This is a genomic window from Azonexus sp. MM2026_4, from assembly GCF_055901855.1.
The window spans coordinates 1373858-1396771 of sequence record NZ_CM148380.1 but is presented as its reverse complement, the minus strand read 5'-3'; the positions used below and the strand labels follow the sequence as shown (position 1 = coordinate 1396771).

Annotated in this window: 22 protein-coding genes; 11 read left to right on the top strand and 11 right to left on the bottom strand. The window is 67.0% G+C overall.

Going from position 1 to position 22914, the window contains the following annotated elements; translation table 11 throughout:
• Window positions 1-6 precede the first annotated feature (6 nt).
• The 3 genes from dnaQ to AC0KWY_RS06340 are packed head-to-tail and all read right to left on the bottom strand — an operon-like array spanning window position 7 to window position 1875.
• A complete protein-coding gene (gene dnaQ, locus AC0KWY_RS06350) occupies window positions 7-723 on the bottom strand; it encodes a DNA polymerase III subunit epsilon (protein WP_474028791.1) in 717 nt (238 codons plus the stop codon).
• Window positions 720-1169, bottom strand: coding sequence for a ribonuclease HI (rnhA, locus tag AC0KWY_RS06345; protein WP_474028790.1), 450 nt, complete (start codon window positions 1167-1169; stop codon window positions 720-722). The genes dnaQ and rnhA overlap by 4 nt, the downstream gene beginning before the upstream one ends.
• On the bottom strand, window positions 1159-1875 hold the full coding sequence (locus AC0KWY_RS06340) for a class I SAM-dependent methyltransferase (RefSeq protein WP_474029703.1): 717 nt from the start codon (window positions 1873-1875) through the stop codon (window positions 1159-1161). The genes rnhA and AC0KWY_RS06340 overlap by 11 nt, the downstream gene beginning before the upstream one ends.
• 28 nt (window positions 1876-1903) lie before the next feature.
• Here AC0KWY_RS06340 and gloB point away from each other — a divergent pair, with 28 nt between their 5' ends.
• Window positions 1904-2659 (top strand): hydroxyacylglutathione hydrolase, encoded by a 756-nt coding sequence (gene gloB, locus AC0KWY_RS06335; protein ID WP_474028789.1) that lies wholly within the window; start codon window positions 1904-1906, stop codon window positions 2657-2659.
• Window positions 2660-2674: 15 nt separating this feature from the next.
• Here the strand turns inward: gloB and AC0KWY_RS06330 are convergent, their stop codons facing one another.
• A complete protein-coding gene (locus AC0KWY_RS06330; RefSeq protein WP_474028788.1) occupies window positions 2675-3073 on the bottom strand; it encodes a response regulator transcription factor in 399 nt (132 codons plus the stop codon).
• Window positions 3074-3083: 10 nt separating this feature from the next.
• Window positions 3084-3482 (bottom strand): hypothetical protein, encoded by a 399-nt coding sequence (locus AC0KWY_RS06325; RefSeq protein WP_474028787.1) that lies wholly within the window; start codon window positions 3480-3482, stop codon window positions 3084-3086.
• A gap of 71 nt (window positions 3483-3553) precedes the next feature.
• On the opposite strand from AC0KWY_RS06325, the gene AC0KWY_RS06320 reads away from it, so the two are divergent.
• From AC0KWY_RS06320 to AC0KWY_RS06305, 4 genes are read left to right on the top strand one after another with little or no spacing between them, the layout of a single operon-like run.
• Window positions 3554-6922, top strand: coding sequence for a DUF748 domain-containing protein (locus AC0KWY_RS06320; RefSeq protein WP_474028786.1), 3369 nt, complete (start codon window positions 3554-3556; stop codon window positions 6920-6922).
• A gap of 4 nt (window positions 6923-6926) precedes the next feature.
• A complete protein-coding gene (locus AC0KWY_RS06315) occupies window positions 6927-8249 on the top strand; it encodes a DNA recombination protein RmuC (RefSeq protein ID WP_474028785.1) in 1323 nt (440 codons plus the stop codon).
• Window positions 8233-8661 carry a DUF3293 domain-containing protein gene (locus AC0KWY_RS06310; RefSeq protein WP_474028784.1) on the top strand — a complete coding sequence of 143 codons (429 nt, stop codon included), beginning with the start codon at window positions 8233-8235 and terminating at the stop codon, window positions 8659-8661. Before AC0KWY_RS06315 ends, AC0KWY_RS06310 begins: the two co-directional genes overlap by 17 nt.
• Window positions 8661-11036: a protein kinase domain-containing protein gene (locus tag AC0KWY_RS06305; protein ID WP_474028783.1), complete on the top strand. Its 2376-nt coding sequence runs from the start codon at window positions 8661-8663 to the stop codon at window positions 11034-11036. The genes AC0KWY_RS06310 and AC0KWY_RS06305 overlap by 1 nt, the downstream gene beginning before the upstream one ends.
• Window positions 11037-11083: 47 nt before the next feature.
• Here AC0KWY_RS06305 and AC0KWY_RS06300 read toward each other — a convergent pair whose 3' ends face one another.
• Window positions 11084-11911, bottom strand: coding sequence for an outer membrane protein assembly factor BamD (locus AC0KWY_RS06300; RefSeq protein ID WP_474028782.1), 828 nt, complete (start codon window positions 11909-11911; stop codon window positions 11084-11086).
• On the opposite strand from AC0KWY_RS06300, the gene rluD reads away from it, so the two are divergent.
• The 6 genes from rluD to phaR all read left to right on the top strand — a co-directional run bounded on the left by rluD (window position 11910) and on the right by phaR (window position 17857).
• Entirely contained in the window at window positions 11910-12866 is a 957-nt protein-coding gene (gene rluD, locus AC0KWY_RS06295) for a 23S rRNA pseudouridine(1911/1915/1917) synthase RluD (RefSeq protein WP_474028781.1), read from the top strand. The two genes, AC0KWY_RS06300 and rluD, sit on opposite strands and share 2 nt — an antisense overlap.
• On the top strand, window positions 12859-13584 hold the full coding sequence (pgeF, locus tag AC0KWY_RS06290; RefSeq protein WP_474028780.1) for a peptidoglycan editing factor PgeF: 726 nt from the start codon (window positions 12859-12861) through the stop codon (window positions 13582-13584). The genes rluD and pgeF overlap by 8 nt, the downstream gene beginning before the upstream one ends.
• A gap of 343 nt (window positions 13585-13927) precedes the next feature.
• Window positions 13928-15652 (top strand): class I poly(R)-hydroxyalkanoic acid synthase, encoded by a 1725-nt coding sequence (gene phaC, locus AC0KWY_RS06285; RefSeq protein ID WP_474028779.1) that lies wholly within the window; start codon window positions 13928-13930, stop codon window positions 15650-15652.
• 29 nt (window positions 15653-15681) lie between these two features.
• Window positions 15682-16422, top strand: a complete 741-nt coding sequence (gene phbB, locus AC0KWY_RS06280) for an acetoacetyl-CoA reductase (RefSeq protein ID WP_474028778.1) — start codon at window positions 15682-15684, stop codon at window positions 16420-16422.
• Between the two features lie 45 nt (window positions 16423-16467).
• Complete coding sequence (gene phbB, locus AC0KWY_RS06275) at window positions 16468-17211, top strand: acetoacetyl-CoA reductase (RefSeq protein WP_374328826.1); 744 nt, start codon at window positions 16468-16470, stop codon at window positions 17209-17211.
• Window positions 17212-17305: 94 nt separating this feature from the next.
• Window positions 17306-17857, top strand: a complete 552-nt coding sequence (gene phaR, locus AC0KWY_RS06270) for a polyhydroxyalkanoate synthesis repressor PhaR (RefSeq protein ID WP_474028777.1) — start codon at window positions 17306-17308, stop codon at window positions 17855-17857.
• A 73-nt stretch (window positions 17858-17930) separates the two neighbouring features.
• Here the strand turns inward: phaR and AC0KWY_RS06265 are convergent, their stop codons facing one another.
• From AC0KWY_RS06265 to AC0KWY_RS06245, 5 genes are all read right to left on the bottom strand, one after another.
• Window positions 17931-18440 (bottom strand): Spy/CpxP family protein refolding chaperone, encoded by a 510-nt coding sequence (locus AC0KWY_RS06265; RefSeq protein ID WP_474028776.1) that lies wholly within the window; start codon window positions 18438-18440, stop codon window positions 17931-17933.
• A 97-nt stretch (window positions 18441-18537) separates the two neighbouring features.
• Complete coding sequence (locus tag AC0KWY_RS06260; RefSeq protein ID WP_474028775.1) at window positions 18538-19677, bottom strand: pyridoxal-phosphate-dependent aminotransferase family protein; 1140 nt, start codon at window positions 19675-19677, stop codon at window positions 18538-18540.
• Window positions 19678-19735: 58 nt separating this feature from the next.
• Complete coding sequence (locus AC0KWY_RS06255; protein ID WP_474028774.1) at window positions 19736-20443, bottom strand: ABC transporter ATP-binding protein; 708 nt, start codon at window positions 20441-20443, stop codon at window positions 19736-19738.
• Entirely contained in the window at window positions 20436-21650 is a 1215-nt protein-coding gene (locus AC0KWY_RS06250; RefSeq protein ID WP_474028773.1) for an ABC transporter permease, read from the bottom strand. Before AC0KWY_RS06250 ends, AC0KWY_RS06255 begins: the two co-directional genes overlap by 8 nt.
• A gap of 3 nt (window positions 21651-21653) precedes the next feature.
• On the bottom strand, window positions 21654-22877 hold the full coding sequence (locus AC0KWY_RS06245) for an efflux RND transporter periplasmic adaptor subunit (RefSeq protein ID WP_474028772.1): 1224 nt from the start codon (window positions 22875-22877) through the stop codon (window positions 21654-21656).
• Window positions 22878-22914 lie beyond the last annotated feature (37 nt).

The window sequence follows — 22914 nt, the reverse complement described above, 5'->3', positions numbered from 1 at the left end:
CCGGGCTCAGGTGGCTTCGGCCGCCGGCTTGGGCAGCCACAGGCAGGCGCCCTTCGATTCCTTGTCGATCGCAGCGAGCACGCGCTGGTGCTCGGCCAGCTCGGCGTCGCTCGCCCGCCGGACGAGCAGCGGCTTGCGCTGGCGCGCCTTGCCGTCGGCGCCGAGCAGTGCCGGCGGCGCCTCGTCGGGTTCGATCATCAGCGAGTTCTGGCCGCGCGTCATCGCCAGATAGACCTCGGCCAGCAGCTCGGTGTCGAGCAGCGCGCCGTGCAGGGTGCGGCTGGAGTTGTCGATCTCGTAGCGTTCGCACAACGCGTCGAGGCTGTTGCGCTTGCCCGGGTGCAGTTCCTTGGCTTCGCGCAGGGTGTCGATGACGCCGCGGCAGACGGTTTCGACCGGCACCCGGCCGAGGCGGTCGAGCTCGGCGTTGAGGAAGCCGAGGTCGAAGGGGGCGTTGTGGATGATCAGCTGGGCGCCGTTGATGAATTCCAGGAACTCGTCGGCGATGTCGGCGAACTTCGGCTTGTCGGCGAGGAATTCGAGGCTGATGCCGTGCACCGCCTGGGCGCCGGCGTCGATCTCGCGCTCCGGATTCATGTACTTGTGCAGGTGGCGGCCGGTGAGCCGGCGATTGACCAGCTCGATGCAGGCGACTTCGATGATGCGGTGACCGTCGCGGGGATTGAGGCCGGTGGTTTCGGTATCGAGGACGATCTGTCTCATGCCGTTTCCTTCAGTTCGTCGATGCCGCGATTGGCCAGCGCATCGGCGCGTTCGTTCTCGGGGTGGCCGGCGTGGCCCTTGACCCAGATCCATTCGAGCTGGTGGCGGCGCGCCTGTTCGTCGAGCTGCTGCCAGAGGTCGGCGTTCTTCACCGGCTTCTTGTCGGCGGTCTTCCAGCCGTTGCGCTTCCAGCCGTGGATCCATTCGCTGATGCCCTTCAGCACGTACTGCGAGTCGCTGTGTACGCGCGCCTTGACCGGCCGCTTCATGGCGTCGAGGGCGCGGATCACCGCCAGCAGCTCCATGCGGTTGTTGGTGGTGGCCGCTTCGCCGCCCCACAGCTCCTTCTCGTGGCCGCCGGCGCGCAGGATGGCGCCCCAGCCGCCGGGGCCGGGATTGCCGCGGCAGGCGCCGTCGGTATAGATGTTGACGATTTCAGTCGCCATGGCTTTCCTTTTGTGCGATTGGGCGCAGCGCCTTGCTGCGCAGGCTCTTCTGGCGCCAGTTGGGGGTGATCAGGCGCATGCCGTGTACGCGCTTGACGGCGCGCAGCATATAGACTGCGCCGGAATATTTCCACCAGCGGCGCCCGGCCAGCTCGGCGAAGCGCCAGCGCAGCAGCCATTTCTGCTGCTCGCAGGGCGGCGCGTAGCAGCCGAAACTGCCGCGATCGACGTCGAAGCCGAGCAGCTTCAGCCAGTCCTTCAGACGGATCGGCGACAGGTAGTTGCCGTCCCACGGAAAGCCGCGTTTCTGGCGCAGCCGTCGCTTGACGCCCCACAGCGAGAGCGGGTTGAAGCCAGTGACGATCAACTGGCCTTCGGGGATCAGGATGCGTTCGACTTCGCGCAGGATCTCGTGCGGGTCGGCGGCAAATTCCAGGATGTGCGGCAGGACGACGAGGTCGATGCTCTGGTTGGCGATCGGCAGCGCCGCCGGCGAGCAGCGCACCGCCACCGGGCTGCCGCCGCCGATTTTCTGGCGTAGCGCCATGCGGTTGGCGCGCAGCAGGTCGCATTGCGGCAGGCCGATCTGCAGCGCGTTGAAGCCGAAGATGTCGGAAACCGCCTCGTCGATCTGCGCCACTTCCCAGTCGAGCACGTAGCTGCCCTGCGGCGAGGCGAGCCAGGCGGCGAGTTCGGGATTTGACATCCGCTCGGACTGGTTCGATAGTTCCGGCATGTTCGAGATCTCGCTCATTCCTGCCTTCAAGGACAATTACATCTGGTTGCTGCGGCGCGACCGGCTGGCCTTCGTCGTCGATCCCGGCGATGCCGCGCCGGTCATGGCCCGCCTGGCGGCCGACGGACTGCGGCTGGCCGGCATCCTGATCACTCACCATCACGCCGATCACCAGGGCGGTGTCGCTGCCTTGGTCGAAGCGCAGCCTTGCCCGGTCTATGCGCCGGCCGAAGAGTCTATCACAGGCCGCACGCATCCCCTGCGCGGCGGCGAGCGGTTCGACGTGCTCGGCGTGGCGGTCGACGTGCTGGCCGTTCCCGGCCACACGCTGGGCCACCTGGCCTATCTCGCGCCGGGCGCGCTGTTCTGCGGCGACACCCTGTTCGGCGCCGGTTGCGGCCGCCTGTTCGAGGGCACGCCGGCGCAGATGCAGGCTGCGCTGGCGCGCATCGCCGCCTTGCCTGAAACGACGCAAATCTATTGCGCCCACGAATACACGTTGATGAATCTGCCTTTTGCCGCCGCCGTCGAACCCGGCAATCCGGCGCTCGACGAACGCATGCGCCGGGCGGCGGAACTGCGTCAGAGCGGGCTGGCGACAGTGCCGCTGACGCTGGCCGAGGAAAAGTCGACCAATCCCTTCCTGCGCTGGGCGCAGCCGGCGGTGATCGCCGCGGCGCTCGCGCACGGCGCGGCGGATGACTCGCCGGCTGCCGTCTTCGGCGCGCTGCGCGCCTGGCGCAACACTTTCTGACGGCGTGCCTGTCCGCTAAGCGGCGGGCGGCCGCTGGCGGATGCGGGCGGCGGCCTTCTTCATCGCGTCGAGGACGCGCGCCGCGTTGAACGGCTTGACGATGAAGCCGGTGGCGCCGTGATGGATCGCTTCCTGCACGGTTTCCGGGTCGGCGCTGCCGGTGATGACGATGAACTCGGTGGTCGGCTGGGCGTTCCTGATTTCCGCCATGGCGACCAGGCCGTTCTTTTCCGGCATCAGCACGTCCATGCAGACGATGGCGGGGCGCAGGCGTTCGGCCGCCTCGACGGCCTGCACGCCGTTGCGGGCTTCGCCGACGATCTCGTACTCGTCGCCGCGCAGCATGCTGCGCAGGATGGCGCGCATCATGTCGTTGTCGTCGACGATGAGGACGGAAAGCGCGTTCTTGTTCATGGCGGGCGGGTCAGAAACAGTACTTCATGAAATAGCCGAGGGCGGACAGGCTGATGAAAAGGGCGAAGAATCCCCAGAAAAACGCCCATTTCGTCGCCGCCGCGGCTTCCCGGTGGCGGCCGTGCTGGCGCATCTCGAATACCCGCTGCACTTCGCCCAGCGTCAGCAGGGCGCTGAAGATGAAGAAGATCATGCCGGTGAACAGGGCGATGATCGTCGTGTTGTTCAGCGTCGGGCAATAGCCGGTGGTCAGGTGGGCGAACGACAGCACGGCGTCGGTCTTCATCGCGTACATGCCGACCAGGAAGGCGAGCAGCGCGAAGCCGGCGATCAGCAGCGTGGTCGCCCACACCTGCCAGCGGCGCAGTTCCGCCAGGACTTCACGTATTTCCTCGAGCAGGCGCTTCATGGCCGTGTTCCGTCGTTACGCATCGTTGCGCTGTGCTAGATTTGGCGAAATTGAATTTGCCGAAGATTATCATGACCGCAGTCCGCTCGTCCGTCCTCAACAAGATCGCCCACTGGCGCACCCGTTTCGATACGCCGCCCAACCGGCGGCGCGGCAAATGGCTGGCGGGCGGCCTGTTGGCCCTGGTGCTGTTCGGTTTCTTCGCCGCGCCGCCGCTGCTCAAGAGCCTGCTGCTCAACAAGTTGGGCGAGGCGCTGCACCGCGAGGTCAGTATCGAGCGCATCGACGTCAATCCGCTGGCCCTGTCGGTGACCGTCGCCGGCGTTGCCGTGCGCGCGCCGGAAGGTGGCGAGGTGGCCGGTTTCGACGAGTTGTACGTCAATCTGTCGGCCAGTTCGCTGTTCAAGTTCGCCGCCGTCGTCGATGAAATCCGCCTGACCGGCCCGCGCCTGGCGGTGGTCAGGCTGGACGAGGGGCGCTACGACATCTCCGACCTCCTCGACGAATGGCTGAAGCCGGACGACGAGCCGGACAGCGGGGTGCCGCGCTTTTCGCTGAACAACATCCAGCTCAGCGGCGGCAAGCTGGTGCTCGACGACCGGCCGCGCGGTCGCGTCCATGCCGTGGAAGAGATCAAGCTCGCCCTGCCTTTCGTCTCCAGCCTGCCGTACCAGGCGGAGATCCTGGTTCAGCCGATGTTCTCCGCCCGTATCGACGGTTCCGAATTCCGCCTCGACGGCCAGGCGACGCCCTTCGCCGACGGCCGCGAGAGCGAGCTGAACCTGTTGCTCGACGGCTTCGACCTGGCGCAACTGCAACCCTATCTGCCGGCCGGCGTGCCGCTGCGGATCGGCGCCGCCAAACTGCATTCGCAGTTGCGCGTGCTGTTCCGGGAACTGACGGACGGCGCCAATTCCCTGACCCTGACCGGTCTGGCGCGCCTTGACGGGCTGGCGCTGAGCGATGACGGCGGCCGACCGCTGGTCGGCTGGAAATCGCTGGCGATCGATCTCGAACAGTTCGATCCGTTCAAGCGCAACCTGGTGCTGCGCAAGGTGACGCTCGACGGCGCCGAGCTCGACCTGGCGGTCGACGGGCGCGGCGATATCAACCTGCTGACCGTTGCCCAGCGGCTCGCCAAGCCGGCGCCAGCAGCGCCGACGGCAACGCCCGCGGCGCCGGCAGCGCCGTTCGCCTGGTCGCTGGCGGCTTTCGAATTGCGCGATTCCCGCGTCCGCTGGCAAGACGCTTCCGGCGCCCAGCCGGTGCGCGGCGAGATCGGCGCGCTGAGCGCCCGGGTCGGTGCCGTCGATCACCGTCTGGCGGCACCGCTGGAGATTGCCGAGCTCGGTTGGCAGATGGATTTCGGCACGCCGCTGAAGGTCGGCGCGGTGGCGCTGAAGGCGCTGCGTGTGGACCTCGCGGCGCAGCGTGTCGAGGTCGGCGAACTGGTCGTCAGCGGCGCGCGCATCGCCGCCGGCCTGGCCGCCGACGGCAGTTTCGCCTGGCTGACGCCACCGGCCCTGCGCAGTGCCGGCGAGGCGGGTGCGGCGCCGGCGCCGCGGCCGTGGCTGGCGCAGGTGGCGAAGCTCAAGGTCGACGACCTCGGTCTGCGTTTCGAAGACCAGTCGGTGCAGCCGGCGGCGGTACAGGAGATCAGCGGGCTGAGCCTGCAGGGCGAGCGCCTGGGCAACCTGCCGAACGAGAAGGGCCAACTGAGCTTGCAGGCGACGGTCAACGGCGAAGGCACGCTGGCCGTGGCCGGCGAAGTCCAGGCGGTGCCGCTGGCGGCCAACCTGAAGATCGACAGCAGCGGCATTCCGGTGCATGGCCTGCAGGGCTATTCCGGGCGTTACCTCAACGTCCGCCTGCAGCGCGGCCAGTTTTCGAACCAGGGCGAGGCTGTCGTCCGCGTCGACGGCGGTCGCTTGAAGGCGGCCTACAAGGGCTCGGCGACGATCGGCAACCTGCTGGCGGTGGACCCGGACAACAAGGCCGATTTCCTGAAGTGGAAATCGCTGCATTTCGGTGGCGTCGATTTCCGTCTCGATCCGCTGACGATCGACGTGCGCGAGATCGCGCTCGCCGATTTCTTCTCCCGCCTGATCCTCAACAAGGACGGTCGCCTCAACCTCGCCGACATCGTCCGCCGCAACGAAGCGGCGCCGGTTGTCGCCGATGCCACGCCAGCGACACCGCCAGCGACACCGCCAGCGAACCCGCCGCCAGCCGCCGCGCCGGCCGCGCCGCCGGTGCCGATCCGCATCGGCAAGGTGACGCTGAACAACGGCACGGTCAATTTCTCCGACTACTTCGTCAAGCCCAACTACACGGTCAACGTCGGCAAGCTGAACGGCCGCATCAACGGCCTGTCTTCGGCCGCGGGCACGCTCGCCGACATGGAGCTGCGCGGCACCTACGCCGGGTCGGCGCCGGTGCTGATCAGCGCCCGCCTCAACCCGCTGGCGGCGCAGTCCTACCTCGACCTCAAGGGCGAGGTGAAGGGCGTCGACATGACCGGCTTCTCGCCGTACTCCGGCAAGTACGCCGGCTACCTGATCGACAAGGGCAAGCTGTCGCTGAACGTCGCCTACAAGTTGGAGAACCGCCAGTTGAGCGCCGAGAACCGGCTGTTCATCGACCAGTTCACCTTCGGCGAGCGGGTCGATAGCCCGGATGCCACCAAGCTCCCGGTCAACCTGGCGCTGGCGCTGCTGCGCAACAACCGCGGCGAGATCGACATCAACCTGCCGATTTCCGGCTCGCTCGACGATCCGCAGTTCTCGGTCGGCGGGCTGGTGATCAAGGTCATCATCAACCTCTTCGTCAAGGCGGTGACTTCGCCGTTCGCGCTGATCGGCTCGATGTTCGGCGGCGGCGAGGAGATGTCCACGCTGGCCTTCGCGCCCGGGCGCACGCAGTTCGACGACGGCGCGCAAAAGAAGCTGGAGACGCTGGCCCGCGCCCTCACCGAGCGCGCCGCGCTGAAGCTGGAAATCGCCGGCTACGCCGATCCGGAAAGCGACCGCGACGGCGTCAAGCGGGTCGCCATCGAGCGGGCGATGCAGCGCGAGAAGTTCGCCGACCTGCAGAAGAAGGGCGGCGATGCCGAATCGGCCGACGCCGTGCGCATCGCGCCGGAGGAATACAAGACCTATCTGGTTCGCGTCTACAAGGCCGGCAAGTTCCCGAAGCCGCGCAACTTCATCGGCTTGCAGAAGGATCTGCCGGTCGAGGAAATGGAAAAACTGCTGCTCGCCAACCTGCCGGCCGGCGACGACGACCTGCACCTGCTCGCCCGACAGCGCGCCGAGAACGTCCAGACCTGGCTGATCGAGCAGGGCAAGGTGCCGGCCGAGCGCATCTTCCTGGTGCCGGGCAAGGCGAAGGCCGAGGCGCCGGCGGCCGCCGGCGGGCGCGTCGAATTCGCGTTGAGGTAGGGCGGTGAGCGAGGCGATGACGCTGGCGCTGCTGCTCGGCCTGATGACGGTGATCCTGCTGCAGGTCGCGCTGCTCTGGCGCGGCAGCCGGCCGGGCGAGGAAGCGGCCGCCCTGCGCACGCTGCAGGACGGACTGGACAAGGGGCTCGCCCGGGTCGAGCGCGAACTGCGCGAGGAACTGGCGCGCAGCCGTCGCGAGGACGCCGAGGAGGCCTTCCGCGACCGCGAGGAACGCGCCCAGTCGGCCAACCTGCTCGGCCAGGCGGTGAGCACCCAGATGGGCCAGCTCGGCACGCTGCAGGCGGAGCGCCTGGAAGCCTTCGCCCGCGAGTTGAGCCGTTTCTCGCTCGGCCTCGACGAACGTTTCGAACGCCTGAAGAGCGGTGTCGAAAGCCGGCTGACCGCGATGCAGGCGGACAACGCCGGCAAGCTCGAGGAAATGCGCCGCACCGTCGACGAGAAGCTGCACGCGACGCTCGAACAGCGCCTCGGCGAATCGTTCAAGCTGGTCAGCGAGCGCCTCGAACAGGTGCATCGCGGCCTCGGCGAAATGCAGAATCTGGCCGCCGGCGTCGGTGACCTCAAGCGCGTGCTGACCAACGTCAAGACCCGCGGCACCTGGGGCGAGGTACAACTGGCGGCACTCCTCGAACAACTGCTCACCGCCGGCCAGTACGCGGTCAACGTTGCCGTCCGTCCGGGCAGCGCCGAACGCGTCGATTTCGCCATCCGCCTGCCCGGGCGCGACGACGGCGCGACGGTCTGGCTGCCGATCGACGCCAAGTTCCCGGTCGAGGACTACCAGCGCCTGCTCGACGCGCAGGAGCCGGCGGCGATCGAGGAGGCGGCGAGGGCGATCGAGACGCGGCTGAAGAACGAGGCGAAGAGCATCCGCGACAAATACGTGGCGCCGCCGCACACCACCGACTTCGCGCTGCTCTACCTGCCGGTCGAGGGCCTGTACGCCGAGGCGCTGCGCCGGCCCGGGCTGGCCGAGACATTGCAGCGCGAGTACCGGGTCAGCCTGGCCGGCCCGACGACGCTGGCGGCGCTGCTCAACAGCCTGCAGATGGGCTTCCGGACGCTCGCCATCGAGCAGCGCTCGGCCGAGGTGTGGGCGGTGCTCGGCGCGGTCAAGAGCGAGTTCGGCAAGTTCGGCGAGGCGCTCGCCCATACCCGCAAGAAGCTGGAAGAGGCGAGCAACAGCATCGTCCGCGCCGAGACGCGGACGCGTCAGCTGACAAGAAAACTGAAGGACGTCGAGGCCTTGCCGGCCGGCGACGCGCAACAACTGATCGGGGGAGATGAGGATGGCGAAGACGCCTGAACTGGAAACGGCTTATCGGGCAACGACGTACCGGGTGTTCCTGCCCGCGGGACAGTTCGAGCTGCGCGTTGACCAGCCGTCGCCGCAACTGGCCGACTGGCTGGCGGCGGAGCGAGTGCCCGGCTTCGCGGTGATCACCGCGTTCAACCCGGGCGGGCGGCGGCTGCCCGACGACGACAACCTCGGCCGCCAGTCGGCGCTCGAGTGCGACCTGCTGGAAGGCAACTACGAGCCCTATTCGGCCGAAAACCGGCCCGATGACGCGGCGGCGCCGGTCGAGGAGAGCTGCTTCGTCCCCGACATCACGCGCGAGGACGCGCTGGCGCTGGCCGACGATTACGAACAGAATGCGATCCTCTGCGGGGGCGCGGACGGGATTCCCCGTCTGGCATGGACGGAAGAACTCGAATAATGACAGGCAGGATCGGCCGCTTCGAAATTCGCGGCGAACTGGGGCGGGGCGCGCAGAGCGTGGTTTACCGGGGCTTCGACCCGCAGTTGCAGCGCGAGGTGGCGATCAAGACCCTGCATTTCAGCAATCCCGACCCCGAGCAGAACCGGGTCCTGCTCGACGAAGCCCGCCTGGTCAGCAAGCTGCGTCACGCCAACATCGTGCCGATTTTCGACGCCGGCGAAGAAGGCGGCGACATCTACCTGGTGTTCGAGCTGGTGCCGGGGCAGAGTCTGGCCGATTTCCTGCGCACTGCCGGCGCCCTCTCGCCGGTCAAGGCAGTCAGCCTGCTGCGCCCGGTGCTCGACGCGATCGCTCAGGCGCACGCCAACGGCATCATCCACCGCGACCTCAAGCCGTCGAACATCCTGCTCGACGAGAACGGCATGCCGCGGGTCATGGATTTCGGCATCTCGGTCCGCATCAGTGGCCAGAGCGAGCGCCTCGACAAGCTGTCCGGGACGCCCGCCTACATGGCGCCGGAGTACATCCTGAAGCGCGAGGTCGGCGAACGTTCCGACATCTTCGCCGCCGGCCTGATCCTCTACGAGATGCTGGCCGGCCGCCGCGCCGTCCAGGGCAGCAGCCTGCAGGAGATGTTCCGGCGCATCGTCAGCGAGGATCTCCGCCTGCCGGAGCAGGTGCAGGTCGACGAACGCCTGGCCGGCATCCTCTACAAGGCGCTGGCGCGCGACCCGGCGCTGCGCTACCGCAACGTCGGCCAGTTCGCTGAAGCGCTCGACGCCTTCATCGAGCCGGAGGCGACGCTGCCCGCCGACGCCAGCGGTCAGGCGACGATCGATTTCCTGCTGCGCCGCATGCGTCACAAGAGCGATTTTCCGGCGCTCTCGGAATCGGTCGGCGCGATCAACCGCATCGCCAACAGCGAGACGGAAAGCGTCGGCCGCTTGTCGAACACCATCCTCAAGGACTTTGCGCTGACCAACAAGCTGCTGCGCCTGGTCAATTCCGCCTACTTTCGGCCGGCCGGCGGCGGCAACATCAGCACCGTGTCGCGGGCGGTGGTCGTGCTCGGTTTCGAGACGGTGCGCAACATCGCCATCTCGGTGCTGCTCTTCGAGCACCTGCAGAACAAGGGCAACCTCGGCCAGCTCAAGGAAGAGTTCCTGCGCGCCAACCTGGCCGGCATCCTCGCCCGCGATATCGGTGCCACGGCGCAGATGCGCGATCTCGAGCAGGTGTTCATCTGCGCGCTGTTCCACGGCCTGGGGCGGCTGCTGGCGCAATACCATTTTCCCGACGAAGCCGCCGAAATCCGCCGTGTCATGGCGCAGAAGGGCTTGCGCGAGGAACAGGCGGCGCAGCAGGTGCTCGGCATCTCGCTCGAAGAGCTGGGGGTGGCGATCGCTCACCAGTGGGGTTTCCCACCGCTGATCATCGGCGCCATGCGGCGCCTGCCGGCAGGCCGGGCGCGCAAGCCGGGCTCACAGGATGAACGCTTGCGGACCCTGGCCGGCATGGCCAACGAGTTGTGCGAGGTGATCGCCCAGTCCGCGCCGGAAAGTCGCGACCAGGAGTTCCGCAAGATCGTCACCCGTTTCAGCGAGGCGATCCCGCTCGACGACGGGCAGGTGATGCAGACGCTCCGGCGCTCGGTCGAGGAGGTCGCCGAGTTCGCGCGGATCGTCCATCTGAGCGTGCAGAACACCACCTTCGGCCGGCAGATGCGGCATTTCGCCAAGCTCGCGCAAACGCCGGGCGAAGCGGCGGGCGCCGGTCAGGCGGAGGAATCGCTCGGCAGCATCGCGCTCGGCGACGATGCCGTGCCGGGGACGGCCGACGACGGTGCCGTCGTCGGCGTCGATGCGCAGGCGGTGCTGACCGCCGGTATCCAGGACATCAGCAACACCCTGGTCGACGGTTTCAAGCTCAACGACATCCTGCGCATCATTCTGGAAACCATGTATCGGGCAATGGGTTTCAAGCGCGTCATCCTGTGCGTGCGCGATCCGCGCAGCAACAGCATGCAGGGGCGTTTCGGCTTCGGCCCGGAGGCCAGCGAACTGGCGCGCGGCTTCCGCTTTCCGCTCAGCTTCACGCCGGACATCTTCCACGCCGCGACCTCGAAGGGCGTCGATATCCTGATCCGCGACATCGACGATCCGAAGATCGCCCAGCGCGTTCCCGCCTGGTACCGCAGCCTGTTGCCGGCGCGCTCCTTCGTCGTTTTTCCGCTCAACCTGAAGGGCAACCCGGTGGCGCTGATCTACGCCGATTGCGACGAGGCGGACGGCATCCACATCCCGGAAAAGGAACTGTCGCTGCTGCGCACGCTGCGCAACCAGGCGGTGCTGGCGATCAAGCAGGGCGGATAGCAAAAGCCCGCCGGACGGCGGGCTGTCGAGGACGGTTCAGGCCGGTCTCACCAGAGCTGCCACCAGGCGGTCTTGCGTTCGAGACCGTCGGTGTAGAAATGGCTGTTCGGGAAGTTGTGCTTGAGCACCCGCTCGGCGTCGTCGCGCAATTCCTTCATTTCCAGCTTTTCGTAGGCGACGACGAGGATGTACAGCGCTTCCTCGATGGCCGGCGCCTGCGGGTAGGTCTCGACGGCGACCTGGGCGCGGTTGGCGGCGGCGATGTAGGCGCCGCGCTTGACGTAATAGCGGGCGACGTGGACTTCCAGCGAGGCCAGCGCATTGACCAGATAGTTCATGCGCTTGAGCGAATCCGGCGCGTACTTGCTGTCCGGGAAACGGGTGACCAACTCCTTGAACGATTCGAAGGCTTCGCGCGCCGCCTTGGGGTCGCGCTCGGTCAGGTCCTGGTTGCTGATGTGACCGACCAGGCCGAGATCCTCGTTGAAATTGACGAGGCCCTTCAGGTACATCGCGTAATCGACGGCGGGATGGTTCGGGTGCATCTTGATGAAGCGGTCGGCGGCGGCGAGTGCCGATCCCGGTTCGTTCGATTTCCAGTAGACGTAGGCCAGTTCCAGTTGCGCCTGCTGGGCGTAGCGACCGTAGGGGTAGCGGGCCTCCAGCTTTTCCAGCATCTTGACGGCGGTTTCCCACGAACCCTCGGTCTGCGCCTCGCGGGCGGCGGAATAGAGGCGGTTGGCGGACCAGCCGGCGGTTTCGTCATGTTCGGCCGGCAGCGAACTGCAACCGGCCAGTACGGCAGCGGCAAAGAGCGCCAGCAGCAAGCGAAGGCTGGCGGCGAATGCCGGGAATGCGGGTAAACTGCGGTTCATGAATGATCCTCTTGAAAACTCGGGCGATTATAGCCCAAGCGAGCCGCTCCAAATGACGGTTCCCGATGTCATGGGCGGTCGCCGGCTCGACCAGGCGCTCGCCGAAATGCTTCCCCAATACTCGCGCAACCGTCTGCAAACCTGGATTCGCGACGGTTGCGTCACGCTCGACGGCGAACCGGCCGGCGAACCCAAGCGCAAGCTGTTCGGCGGCGAACAACTGCTGCTCGAACTGCCCGACGACGAATTCCTCGGTGCCGAGCAGGCGGAAGACATTCCGCTCGCCATCGTCTACGAGGACGAGGCGCTGCTGGTGATCAACAAGCCGGCTGGGCTGGTCGTCCATCCGGGCAGCGGCAACCGCAACGGCACCCTGATGAACGCCTTGCTGCACCACGTGCCGGGTATCGGCGAAGTGCCGCGGGCCGGCATCGTGCATCGCCTGGACAAGGAAACCAGCGGCCTGCTGGTCGTCGCCAAGACACTGGAAGCGCAGACCGACCTGGTGCGGCAGTTGCAGGCGCGCACCGTCAAGCGCCAGTACCTGGCGGTTGCCGCCGGCGTGATCCGGCGCGACGGCGGTGTCGATACGCCGATCGGCCGTCACCCGGTGCATCGCATCAAGATGGCTGTGGTTCCCGAAAGCCGCGGCGGCAAGCCGGCGCTGACCTGGTACCGGGGGCTGGAAATCTATGCCCACAGCACCTTGATCGAATGCTCGCTGGAAACCGGGCGCACCCACCAGATCCGCGTGCACATGGCGTCGATCGGCCACCCCTTGCTCGGCGACCCGGTGTACGGCAAGCGCGATCCGCGGCTGCCGGCCTTTCCTCGCCAGGCCCTGCACGCGACCCGGCTCGGCCTGGTGCACCCGGTGAGCGGCCGGCAGATGCAGTGGGAAGTGCCGCTGCCGGAAGACATGCGCGAGCTGGTCGATCTCCTGCGCCATGGTTGATTTCCTGATTCCCGACTGGCCGGCTCCCGCCAACGTTCAGGCGCGGCAGACGCAGCGCGGCGGCGGCGTCAGCCCGGCGCCGTGGGCCAGCCTCAACCTCGGCGACCACGTCGGCGACGATCCGGCGCGGGTCGCCGCCAACCGCGCCCGGCTGCTCGCCGAACTGCCGGCGCCGCCGCTCTGGCTGCGCCAGGTGCATGGCACCGCCGTCGTCGATGCGGCGACATCCGCCGTCGATAGCGAGGCCGACGCCAGCTTTTCCCGCGTCGCCGGGGTCGTCTGCGCGGCGATGACCGCCGACTGTCTGCCGGTCCTCTTCTGCGACCGGGTCGGCAGCGTCGTCGCCGCCGCCCATGCCGGCTGGCGCGGACTGCTCGCCGGCGTGCTGGAGAGCACCCTGACGGCAATGGCGGTGGCGCCGGGCGAAGTGCTCGCCTGGCTGGGGCCGGCGATCGGTCCGGCATCCTTTGAAGTCGGCGCCGAGGTCCGCGCCGCCTTCGTCGCCCACGATCCGGCCAGCGCCGCTGCTTTCCGCGCGCACGGCGACGGCAAATGGCTCGCCGACCTCTACGCGCTGGCCCGGCAGCGTTTAACGGCGGCCGGCGTCGGCGGGGTGTTCGGTGGCGGCGCCTGCACCTTCGCCGACGGCGAGCGCTACTTCTCCTTCCGCCGCGACGGCGTCACCGGGCGCATGGCCAGCCTGATCTGGCTGGTCTGACTTGGCCTGGCGCTGTTGCTCGAGGAAAGCGCGGCGCTCGCGGCGCACCCTGCTGCCGGCGAAGTAGAGGATCAGCCCGCAGGGCAGGGCGCCGTAGAACAGGAAGGAGACGATGCCGGCAACGAGATTCGGCTCGCTGGCGGCGACCAGGACGGTGACATAGAGCCACCCGACGACGATGATCATGGCTAGGGACATGCACGGATTCTAAATCGAAAGCGGCCGTCCGGCAGCCGCTAATCGCCATGCTGCGGAAGCGCCGATTTATGCATTGACAGTGCCGGGACGGGTATGGAGAATCCAGAAGCTGAAGCCCACGACAACCAACGAGAAACGGCATTCCATGGCGCAAGGATCGGACAACACCCAGGCATTCCTGGCTTCAGCCATGCAGTTCCTGCAGGCCGGACAAGGCTACGCGCAGCAATTCATGGAGCAGTTCGGCAAGCAGGCCGGTGTCGCCGGCCAGGCCCCGGCGATCGACCCGCAGGCGCTGACGGCACTGCAAAAGGAATTCATGGATCGGCAGATGTCGCTATGGCAATCCATGCTCGCCAAACAGCAGGGACAGACGCCCGCCTTCGAGGTTCGCCCGGAACCCGGCGACCGCCGTTTCGCAGCGCCGGAATGGCGCGCAAGCCCGATCTACGATTACCTGCATCAGGCTTACCTGCTCAATGTCCAGTACCTGAACGAAATGGTCGAGAAGTTGCCGGCCGACGACGCCAAGGCGCGCGACAAGATGCGCTTCCTCGCCCGCCAGATGGCCGACGCGCTGGCGCCGACCAATTTTGCCGCGACCAACCCGGAATTCATCAAGCTGGCGCTGGAAACCAAGGGCCAGAGCATCACCGACGGCATCAACAACCTGCTCCGCGATTTCGAGAAGGGGCGCATCTCGATGACCGACGAATCGGTCTTCGAAGTCGGCCGTAACATCGCCACCACCGCCGGCGCCGTCGTCTTCGAGAACGAGGTGATGCAACTGATCCAGTACGCGCCGCTCACCGAAAAGGTCGGCAGCCGGCCGCTGCTGGTGGTACCGCCGTGCATCAACAAGTTCTACATCATGGACCTGCAGCCGGACAATTCGCTGATCCGCTACATGGTCGAACAGGGCAACACCGTTTTCCTCGTCTCCTGGCGCAACCCGAACGAAGCGCAGGGGCACCTCGGCTGGGACGACTACCTCGAACAGGGACCGATCCAGGCCCTGAGCGTGGTGCGCGAACTGACCAAGGTCAAGCAGGTCAATGCCCTCGGCTTCTGCGTCGGCGGCACCATCCTGACCTCGGCGCTGGCCGTGCTGAAGGCGCGCGGCGACGATAGCGTCGCTTCGCTGACCCTGCTCACCACGCTGCTCGATTTTTCCGACACCGGCGAGATCGGTCTCTTCATCGACGAACAGGCGCTGGCGACGCGCGAGGCGACGATCGGCCAGGGCGGCCTGCTGCCGGCGCGCGACCTGCAGAACACCTTCTCCTTCCTGCGCGCCAACGACCTGGTCTGGAACTACGTCCAGAACAACTACCTCAAGGGCCAGAAGCCGCAAGCCTTCGACCTGCTCTACTGGAACTCGGATTCGACCAACCTGCCGGGGCCGTTCGCCTGCTGGTACATGCGCCACATGTACCTCGACAACAGCCTGCGCGTGCCCGGCAAGCTCGCCATGTGCGGGGTCAAGGTCGATCTCGCTCAACTGGCGATGCCGGTCTACCTGCTGGCGACGCGCGAGGACCACATCGTGCCCTGGCAGTCCGCCTACCAGAGCACCCGCATTCTCGGCGGCCAGTGCCGCTTCGTTCTCGGGGCCTCCGGGCACATCGCCGGGGTGATCAACCCGGCGAGCAAGAACAAGCGCAGCTACTGGATCAACGACGATGTCAGCAGCGACGCCGCGACCTGGCTGGCCGCAGCGGCGGAAATGAAGGGTAGCTGGTGGACCGACTGGTCGACCTGGCTGCAGCAGCATTCCGGAGGACAGCGCGCCGCGCGCAAGATCGGCAATACCAAATACAAAGCCATCGAGCCGGCACCGGGCCGCTACGTTAAGGAACGTGCGGTCTGATTCCAATAAAACCCACGGAGGAGCAAAAAATGTTGCGAGTTGCACTGATTACCGGCGGCATGGGCGGTCTCGGCGAGGCCATCTGCATCAAGATGGCGGGGCTGGGCTACAAGGTGGTGACCACCCATTCGCCTGGCAATGCCAAGGTCGACGAGTGGCTGAAGAACATGAACAACATGGGCTACGGCTTCAAGGCCTATCCCTGCGACGTCACCGACTTCGAGTCGGCGAAGGCCTGCGTCGAAACGGTGAGCCGCGAGGTCGGGCCGATCGATGTGCTGGTCAACAACGCCGGCATCACCCGCGACATGACCTTCAAGAAGATGACCAAGGCCGACTGGGACGCCGTCATCTGCACCAACCTCGATTCCGTCTTCAACATGACCAAGCAGGTCATGGAAGGCATGGTCGAGCGCAAGTGGGGGCGCGTCATCAACGTCGCCTCGGTCAATGGCCAGAAGGGCGCCTTCGGCCAGACCAACTACTCGGCCGCCAAGGCCGGCATGCACGGCTTCACCAAGGCGCTGGCCCTCGAAGTCGCCCGCCAGGGTGTCACGGTAAATACCATTTCGCCCGGTTATATTGGCACCAAGATGGTCACCGCGATCCCGCAGGACATTCTCGACTCCAAGATCCTGCCGCAGATTCCGGTCAGCCGCCTGGGCAAGCCCGAAGAAATCGCCGGCCTCGTCGCCTACCTCGCTTCCGATGAAGCGGCGTTCGTGACCGGGGCCAACATCTCCATCAATGGCGGTCAGCACATGTACTGACCGGCGTTTTTAAACCCCGCTTCAACAAAAAAGGAAGGAAAAATCATGACGCAACGTGTCGCTCTCGTTACCGGTGCCATGGGTGGTCTCGGTACCGCCATCTGTCAACAACTGGCCAAGGCCGGTCACAAGGTGGTCGCCGCCTACCATCCCCAATTCGACAACAAGGACGCCTGGCTGGCCGAAATGTCCGCTGCCGGTTTCAACGATTTCGTCTGTGTCGCCGGCGACGTTTCCGTCCTCGAAGACTGCCAGAAGATGGTTGCCGAAGCCGAAGCCGCCTGCGGCCAGGTCGACATCCTGGTCAACAACGCCGGCATCACCCGCGACCGCATGTTCGCCAAGCTGGAAAAGGATGGCTGGGATGCCGTCATCTCGACCAACCTGACCTCGCTGTTCAACATGACCAAGCAGGTTTCCGCCAAGATGGCCGAACGTGGCTTTGGTCGCATCATCAACATCTCGTCGGTCAACGGCGTCAAGGGTCAAGCCGGCCAGACCAACTACTCGGCCGCCAAGGCCGGCGTCATCGGCTTCACCAAGGCACTGGCCGCGGAACTGGCCGCCAAGGGCGTCACCGTCAACGCGATCGCCCCGGGCTACGTGGCGACCAAGATGGTCATGGCGATCAAGCCGGAAGTGCTGGAAACCATCGTCGGTTCGGTGCCGATGAAGCGCCTGGCCAAGCCGGAAGAAATCGGCTTCGCCTGCGCCTATCTGTCGGACGAACTGTCCGGCTTCACCACCGGTGCGACGATCAACATCAACGGTGGCCTGTACTACCAATAAGCGGCAGATCGTCAGCGAAAAGGGCGCCTTGGGGCGCCCTTTTTTTCCGCTATAATGCTGCGCTGCACATAAATTCTTCTCTTGAGGCTCCAGCATGTCCGAACCGGTTCGCCTGATCAAGAAATACCCCAATCGCCGCCTCTACGATACCAAGACAAGCGCATACATCACGCTGGGGGATGTCAAGGAACTGGTGCTCAAGTTCGAACTGTTCAAGGTGCTCGATGCCAAGTCCGGCGAGGACCTGACCCGCAGCATCCTGCTGCAGATCATCCTGGAAGAGGAAACCGGCGGCGTGCCTTTGTTCTCCTGCGAACTGCTCTCCGGCTTCATCCGTTTCTACGGCAGCACCTCGCAGAGCATGCTCGGCAAGTTCCTCGAGAACAACATGAAGACCTTCGTCGATTTCCAGCAGAAGGTGCAGGAGCAGTCCCGTTCGCTGTACGGCAGCTCGGATACGGCGAGCGTGCAGGCCGATTTCTGGAACCAGTTCCTGACCTTCCAGCAACCGGCGATGCAGAACATGATGACCGCCTACATGGACCAGTCGAAAAAGATGTTCCAGTCGATGCAGGACCAGTTGCAGTCGCAGACGCGGACGATGTTCGGCGGCCTGGGAACGCCCGACATGCCGGAAAAGAAATAGCCGGGAACGCTTTCCCCGCCCAAAAGAAACGGCCGCAATTGCGGCCGTTCTGCTGTCGGGGGCTGGACGACGCTCAGGTACGCGGCCCGCGGTCGTCGCGCTTGCCCGGTCCGCGCTGCTTCATGTCGGCGAGCTGCTTCTGCTGTTCCGGCGTCAGCAGGCCCATGATCTGCCGCTCGGTCTGCAGGCGCGCCATCTCCATGTCGGCGCGCTGGCTGGCGATGCGGTCGACCACCTGCTTGGCCTTGGCTTCGCTGAAGTCGGGTGCGGCCTTGAGTGCGCGCAGTTCGTCTTCGGACTTGCGCAGCGACTTCATCTGCTCGCGCATCTTCGGCGCCTGGGCATGCATGATCTCGAAGATCTTGTCGTCCTGCGCTTCGCTCAGGTTGAGCCGGTGCAGGCCGCGCATCGCCATCATGCCGCCGCCGTGCATCATTTCGCCGTGTTTCATCGACGTGCCGCGCATGCCGCCGTCGCAGCCGCCCATGCCGCCCTGGAAGGCCATCGCGCTGAGCGGAACGGCGAGGGCAAGGGCGCTGGCGGCGAGGAAGCGTTTGCTGGTGATGTCGAAAAGGTTCTTCATGGTGGTTCTCCTGTCGGTGAGCCGGAAACGTTCCGGCGACAGGAGCAGGTTACGGAGATTGGCGTTAGCTGTCGTTTTCCAGATGTAAGGATTCATTTCAGTCGGCGAGCGGCGGGAAGGCGTCGAGCGCGCTGGCCAGGCTGGCCACCGTGCGCGCCGGCGCCTGCAGCTTGTCGAGACCGAAGAGGCCGAGGCGAAACGTTCTGAAACCCTCCGGCTCGTCGCACATCAGCGGCACGCCGGTGGCGCTCTGGATGCCCTGGGCGAGGAACTTGCGGCCGTTCTGAATCTCCGGGTCGGTGGTGTAGCTGACGACGACGCCCGGTGCCTGGAAGCCCTCGGCGGCGACGCTGGGGAAACCGCGTTCGACGAGCAGGGCGCGCGCCTGCCGGCCGAGTTCCCACTGTTCGACGCAGACCTGCGCGAAGCCGCGCGCCTCGGTCGCCTGCATCGCCTGGCAGACGGCGGCCAGGGCGTCGGTCGGCATCGTCGCGTGATAGGCGTGGCCGCCGTTCTCGTAGGTTTCCATGATCTGCAGCCATTTCTTCAGGTCGCAGGCAAAGCTGCTGCTGGTCGTCGCGTCGATGCGCGCCCGGGCGCGTTCGCCGAGGGCGATCAGGGCGCAGCACGAGGGGCCGCTCCAGCCCTTCTGCGGGGCGCTGATCAGGACGTCAACGTGGTTGGCGACGATGTCCACCCAGACCGTGCCGGAGGCGATGCAGTCGAGCACGAACAGGCCGTCGATGGCGCGCACCGCGGCGCCGACGGCGCGCAGGTAGTCGTCGGGCAGGATCATGCCCGACGAGGTTTCGACGTGCGGCGCGAACACCACTTCGGGGCGCTCGCGTTCGATGGTGGCGAGAACCTCAGCGAGCGGCGGCGGCGCGAACGGCGCCTGCGCCCCGCTGCCCTGCGGGCGCGCCTTGAGGACGATGCTCTCGGACGGGATGCGGCCCATGTCGAAGATCTGCGACCAGCGGAAGCTGAAGAAGCCGTTGCGGATCACCAGCACCTTGCGCTGCGTCGCGAACTGGCGGGCCACCGCTTCCATGCCGTAGGTGCCGCCGCCCGGGACGAGCACGCTGGCCTGGGCGTTGTAGGCTTTCTTGAGGATGCGCGAGATTTCCCGCATGACGCCCTGAAAACGCTGCGACATGTGGTTCAGCGCGCGGTCGGTGTAGACCACGGAGTATTCGAGCAGGCCGTCGGGATCGGGCTGGGGGAGCAGGGCGGGCACGGGGTTCTCCAGTTGGCGTTGAGCAGTTGGCGAGGATAACGCCGGCCGGCCGCGCCGGCTAGCCCGGCGTTTCCGCGTGCGGCCGGTCGCTGACGATGCTGCCGTCGACCAGTTCGACGATGCGGTCGCAGCGTGCGGCCAGCCGCGGGTCGTGGGTGACGATCAGAAAGCTGGTGCCTTCGCGCTGGTTGACCTCGCGCAGCAGCGCGAAGATGTCGTCGGCGGTATGGGTGTCGAGGTTGCCGGTCGGCTCGTCGGCGAGCACCAACGCCGGCCGCATGGCCAGCGCGCGGGCGATCGCCACGCGCTGCTGCTGGCCGCCGGAGAGCTTGCTGGCCGGGTAGTCGGCGCGCTCGGCGAGGCCGACGCTGGCGAGCAGCGCGGCGGCGCGCTCGCGCATCGCCGCGTCGGGGCGGCCGCGGTCGACGAGCAGCGGCATCATCACGTTCTCCAGCGCGGTGAACGCCGGGATCAGCAGGTGGTGCTGGAAGACGAAGCCGATGCGCTGGCCGCGCAGGCGGGTGATTTCGCACTCGGGCAGGGTGCTGGTTTCGTCGCCGTCGATGAACAGGTGGCCGCCGCTCGGCCGGTCGAGCAGGCCGATCAGGTTGAGCAGGGTGCTCTTGCCGGAGCCGGAGGGGCCGATCAGGGCGGCGAATTCACCGCGCTGCAGCGTGAGGTCGATGCCGTGCAGGACTTCCAGCTCGCTGTCGCCGCTCTGGTAGGACTTGCGGATGCCGCTCAGGCGGAGGACGGGGTCAGCCACGGATCGCCACCACCGGATCGAGCGCGGCGGCGCGCCGCGCCGGCATCAGCGCCGCCAGCACGCCGACCAGCGTGGCGCCGCCGGCGGCGATCAGCACCAGGCTGCCCGGCACCTCGATCATGAACATCGGCGTGCCGTCGGCATTGACCGCCAGCGTCCGCCACAGCGCGAGGAACAGGCTGGCCAGCAGCGAGCCGAGCAGCGAGCCGAGCAGGCCGACGATGCCGCCCTGCAGCAGGAAGGTACGCAGCAACTGGCCGCGGGTGGCGCCCATCGCGCGCAGGATGCCGATCTCGCGGGCGCGCTGGACGACCGAGACGACCAGCACGCTGGCGATGCCGAAGGCGGCCGAGAGGGCGACGAAGAAACGGATCACGTTGCTCGACACGCGCTGCGAGGTGAGCGCGGTGAAGAACTGGGCGTTGGTCTTGATCCAGCTGTCGGCGACCAGTCCGGTCTCGGCGGCGATGCGCTGGGCGAGCGCTTCGGCGCCGTACATGTCGTGCACCGCGAGGTCGATGCTGGAAACGCCGCCGACCAGGTCGAGCAGGCTCTGCGCGGTGCGCAGGCCGACATAGACGTTGCGCCCGTTGGCGGTCTTGTTGCCGAGATCGAAGAGGCCGGTGATGGTCAGCGTGTCGCCGGCGCCGCTGGCGGTGCTGATGCGCAGCTTGTCGCCGAGCGTGGCGCCGAGGTCGCGCGCCAGCTCGGTGCCGATCACCGCCTCGCCGGCGCGCACGCGCAAGGCGCCGGCGACGATCTTCTGGTCGAGTTCGATGACGCGGGTGTAATGCTCGGGTTCGATGCCGATCAGCGTGATCGACTTGTTGGCGTCGCCGCGCACGGCGAAGGCCGGGCCGGAGGCGACCGGCGAGACGGCGGCGACTTCCGGCAGCTTTTCCAGGCGGCCGCGCAGCGCCTGCCACTGGTCGATCGAGCGCAGCCGCTGCGCCTGGATCTGCACCAGCGCCTGCGCCGGGTCGCGCTGCGGGCGGGCGACTTCCTCCGCCGGCAGGATCACCAGATGCGCTTGCGAACTCAGCGTGCGCTTGACCAGATTGGCCTGCAGACCGGAGAGCAAGGCCGACATGAAGACGATGACGGCAACGCCGACCCCGACGCCGACGATGATCAGCAGGCTCTGCGTCCGCCCCTCGCGCAGGAAGCGCGTGGCGGCGATCCACTCGAAGGGCAGCCAGGGATGCATCGCTCAGCCCGGCAGTCTGGCCCGCACCCGGTCGCCGGCGGCGACGCGCGGATTGGTCGCCGGCACCACCCGGTCGCCGGCGGCCAGACCGGACAACACCTCGACCTCGCCGGCGCTGCGCAGGCCGGGCTGCAGCGGCTGACGCACGGCGCGGCCGTCGCGCACGACCAGTGCCCAGGCGTCGCCGGCATTGCCGCGCAGGCCTTCGAGCGGCAGCAGGACGGCCTGCGGGCGGCTGCCGGTGGCGATGTCGATCGATACCGTCATGTCCTGTTTGAGGTAGTCCGGCGGGTTGTCCACGCGCAGCCGCACTTCGACCGAGCCGCGCTGGGCGTCGACCACCGGGCCGATGAACGAGACGCGGGCCGGGAAATTGCGGTCCGGCCAGGCATCGGCGGAAACCGTCGCGGCCTGGTCGAGCGCCAGCAGGCGCAGGTTCTTCTCGTCGATCTGCACGATCAGTTCGGTGACGCCGGCCGGCGACAGGCTGAGCAGGGTCTTGCCCGGCTGCACGCTGTCGCCCGGTTCGACTTGGCGGGCGAGGATGGTGCCGGCGCGCGGGGCGACGATGCGGCTGTAGGCGAGCTTCGCTTCGGCGACGGCGAGGGCGGCGCGCGCCTGGTCGACGGCCGCTTCGGCGAGCTTGAAGTCGGCGCCGCCGCTGGCGTTGCTCTGCGCCTGCAGGCGGCTCGATTGGGCCTGGCTTTCGGCGACGGCCAGCGCGCGGCGCGCGTCGTCGAGCTGGTTGGGGCTGTAGAAACCCTTGGCGACCAGCGCCTCGACGCGCTCGAACTGGCGTTTCGCCTGGGTCAGGTTGGCTTCCGCCTGGCGGATCGCCTCGCGGGCCAGCGGTTCGCCGAGCAACTGCAACTGGCGCACGCGCAGCTCTGCCTGCGCCAGCTGGGCGCGCGCCTGGGCGGCGGCGGCCTGCAGTTCGCGCTGGTCGAGCTCGATCAACAGGTCGCCGGCGGCGACGCCCTGGCCTTCGACGACATGCACGGCGCGCACTTGCGCGCTGACCTGGGCGGCCAGTTCGCTGCGCTGCGGCGAGCGGACGCGGCCGCTGGCGACGACCGACTGGCGCATCTCGCCCTGGCGGACGACAACGACGTCGACCGCGCTGCCGAACAGCGGGCGCAGCAGGAAGACGGCGAGCAGCCCGAGCAGCAGCAACAGCGGCACGAGGATCAGCGGGCGGCGCAACGAGGCAAGGGAAAGGCGGGGCATGGCCGGAATCAGTGAAAGCTTATATGGCAGTCGCGCA

What these genes read in the sequence shown, in the direction of transcription:
- phaR (WP_474028777.1), top strand. Translation starts at nt 17,306, where the DNA reads ATGTCCGAACCGGTTCGCCTGATCAAGAAATACCCCAATCGCCGCCTC.
- AC0KWY_RS06250 (WP_474028773.1), bottom strand. Translation starts at nt 21,650, where the DNA reads ATGCATCCCTGGCTGCCCTTCGAGTGGATCGCCGCCACGCGCTTCCTG.
- phbB (WP_374328826.1), top strand. Translation starts at nt 16,468, where the DNA reads ATGACGCAACGTGTCGCTCTCGTTACCGGTGCCATGGGTGGTCTCGGT.
- AC0KWY_RS06325 (WP_474028787.1), bottom strand. Translation starts at nt 3,482, where the DNA reads ATGAAGCGCCTGCTCGAGGAAATACGTGAAGTCCTGGCGGAACTGCGC.
- AC0KWY_RS06310 (WP_474028784.1), top strand. Translation starts at nt 8,233, where the DNA reads ATGGCGAAGACGCCTGAACTGGAAACGGCTTATCGGGCAACGACGTAC.
- dnaQ (WP_474028791.1), bottom strand. Translation starts at nt 723, where the DNA reads ATGAGACAGATCGTCCTCGATACCGAAACCACCGGCCTCAATCCCCGC.
- phaC (WP_474028779.1), top strand. Translation starts at nt 13,928, where the DNA reads ATGGCGCAAGGATCGGACAACACCCAGGCATTCCTGGCTTCAGCCATG.
- AC0KWY_RS06265 (WP_474028776.1), bottom strand. Translation starts at nt 18,440, where the DNA reads ATGAAGAACCTTTTCGACATCACCAGCAAACGCTTCCTCGCCGCCAGC.
- AC0KWY_RS06305 (WP_474028783.1), top strand. Translation starts at nt 8,661, where the DNA reads ATGACAGGCAGGATCGGCCGCTTCGAAATTCGCGGCGAACTGGGGCGG.
- gloB (WP_474028789.1), top strand. Translation starts at nt 1,904, where the DNA reads ATGTTCGAGATCTCGCTCATTCCTGCCTTCAAGGACAATTACATCTGG.
- rluD (WP_474028781.1), top strand. Translation starts at nt 11,910, where the DNA reads ATGAATGATCCTCTTGAAAACTCGGGCGATTATAGCCCAAGCGAGCCG.
- AC0KWY_RS06340 (WP_474029703.1), bottom strand. Translation starts at nt 1,875, where the DNA reads ATGTCAAATCCCGAACTCGCCGCCTGGCTCGCCTCGCCGCAGGGCAGC.
- pgeF (WP_474028780.1), top strand. Translation starts at nt 12,859, where the DNA reads ATGGTTGATTTCCTGATTCCCGACTGGCCGGCTCCCGCCAACGTTCAG.
- AC0KWY_RS06320 (WP_474028786.1), top strand. Translation starts at nt 3,554, where the DNA reads ATGACCGCAGTCCGCTCGTCCGTCCTCAACAAGATCGCCCACTGGCGC.
- rnhA (WP_474028790.1), bottom strand. Translation starts at nt 1,169, where the DNA reads ATGGCGACTGAAATCGTCAACATCTATACCGACGGCGCCTGCCGCGGC.
- phbB (WP_474028778.1), top strand. Translation starts at nt 15,682, where the DNA reads ATGTTGCGAGTTGCACTGATTACCGGCGGCATGGGCGGTCTCGGCGAG.
- AC0KWY_RS06300 (WP_474028782.1), bottom strand. Translation starts at nt 11,911, where the DNA reads ATGAACCGCAGTTTACCCGCATTCCCGGCATTCGCCGCCAGCCTTCGC.
- AC0KWY_RS06330 (WP_474028788.1), bottom strand. Translation starts at nt 3,073, where the DNA reads ATGAACAAGAACGCGCTTTCCGTCCTCATCGTCGACGACAACGACATG.
- AC0KWY_RS06245 (WP_474028772.1), bottom strand. Translation starts at nt 22,877, where the DNA reads ATGCCCCGCCTTTCCCTTGCCTCGTTGCGCCGCCCGCTGATCCTCGTG.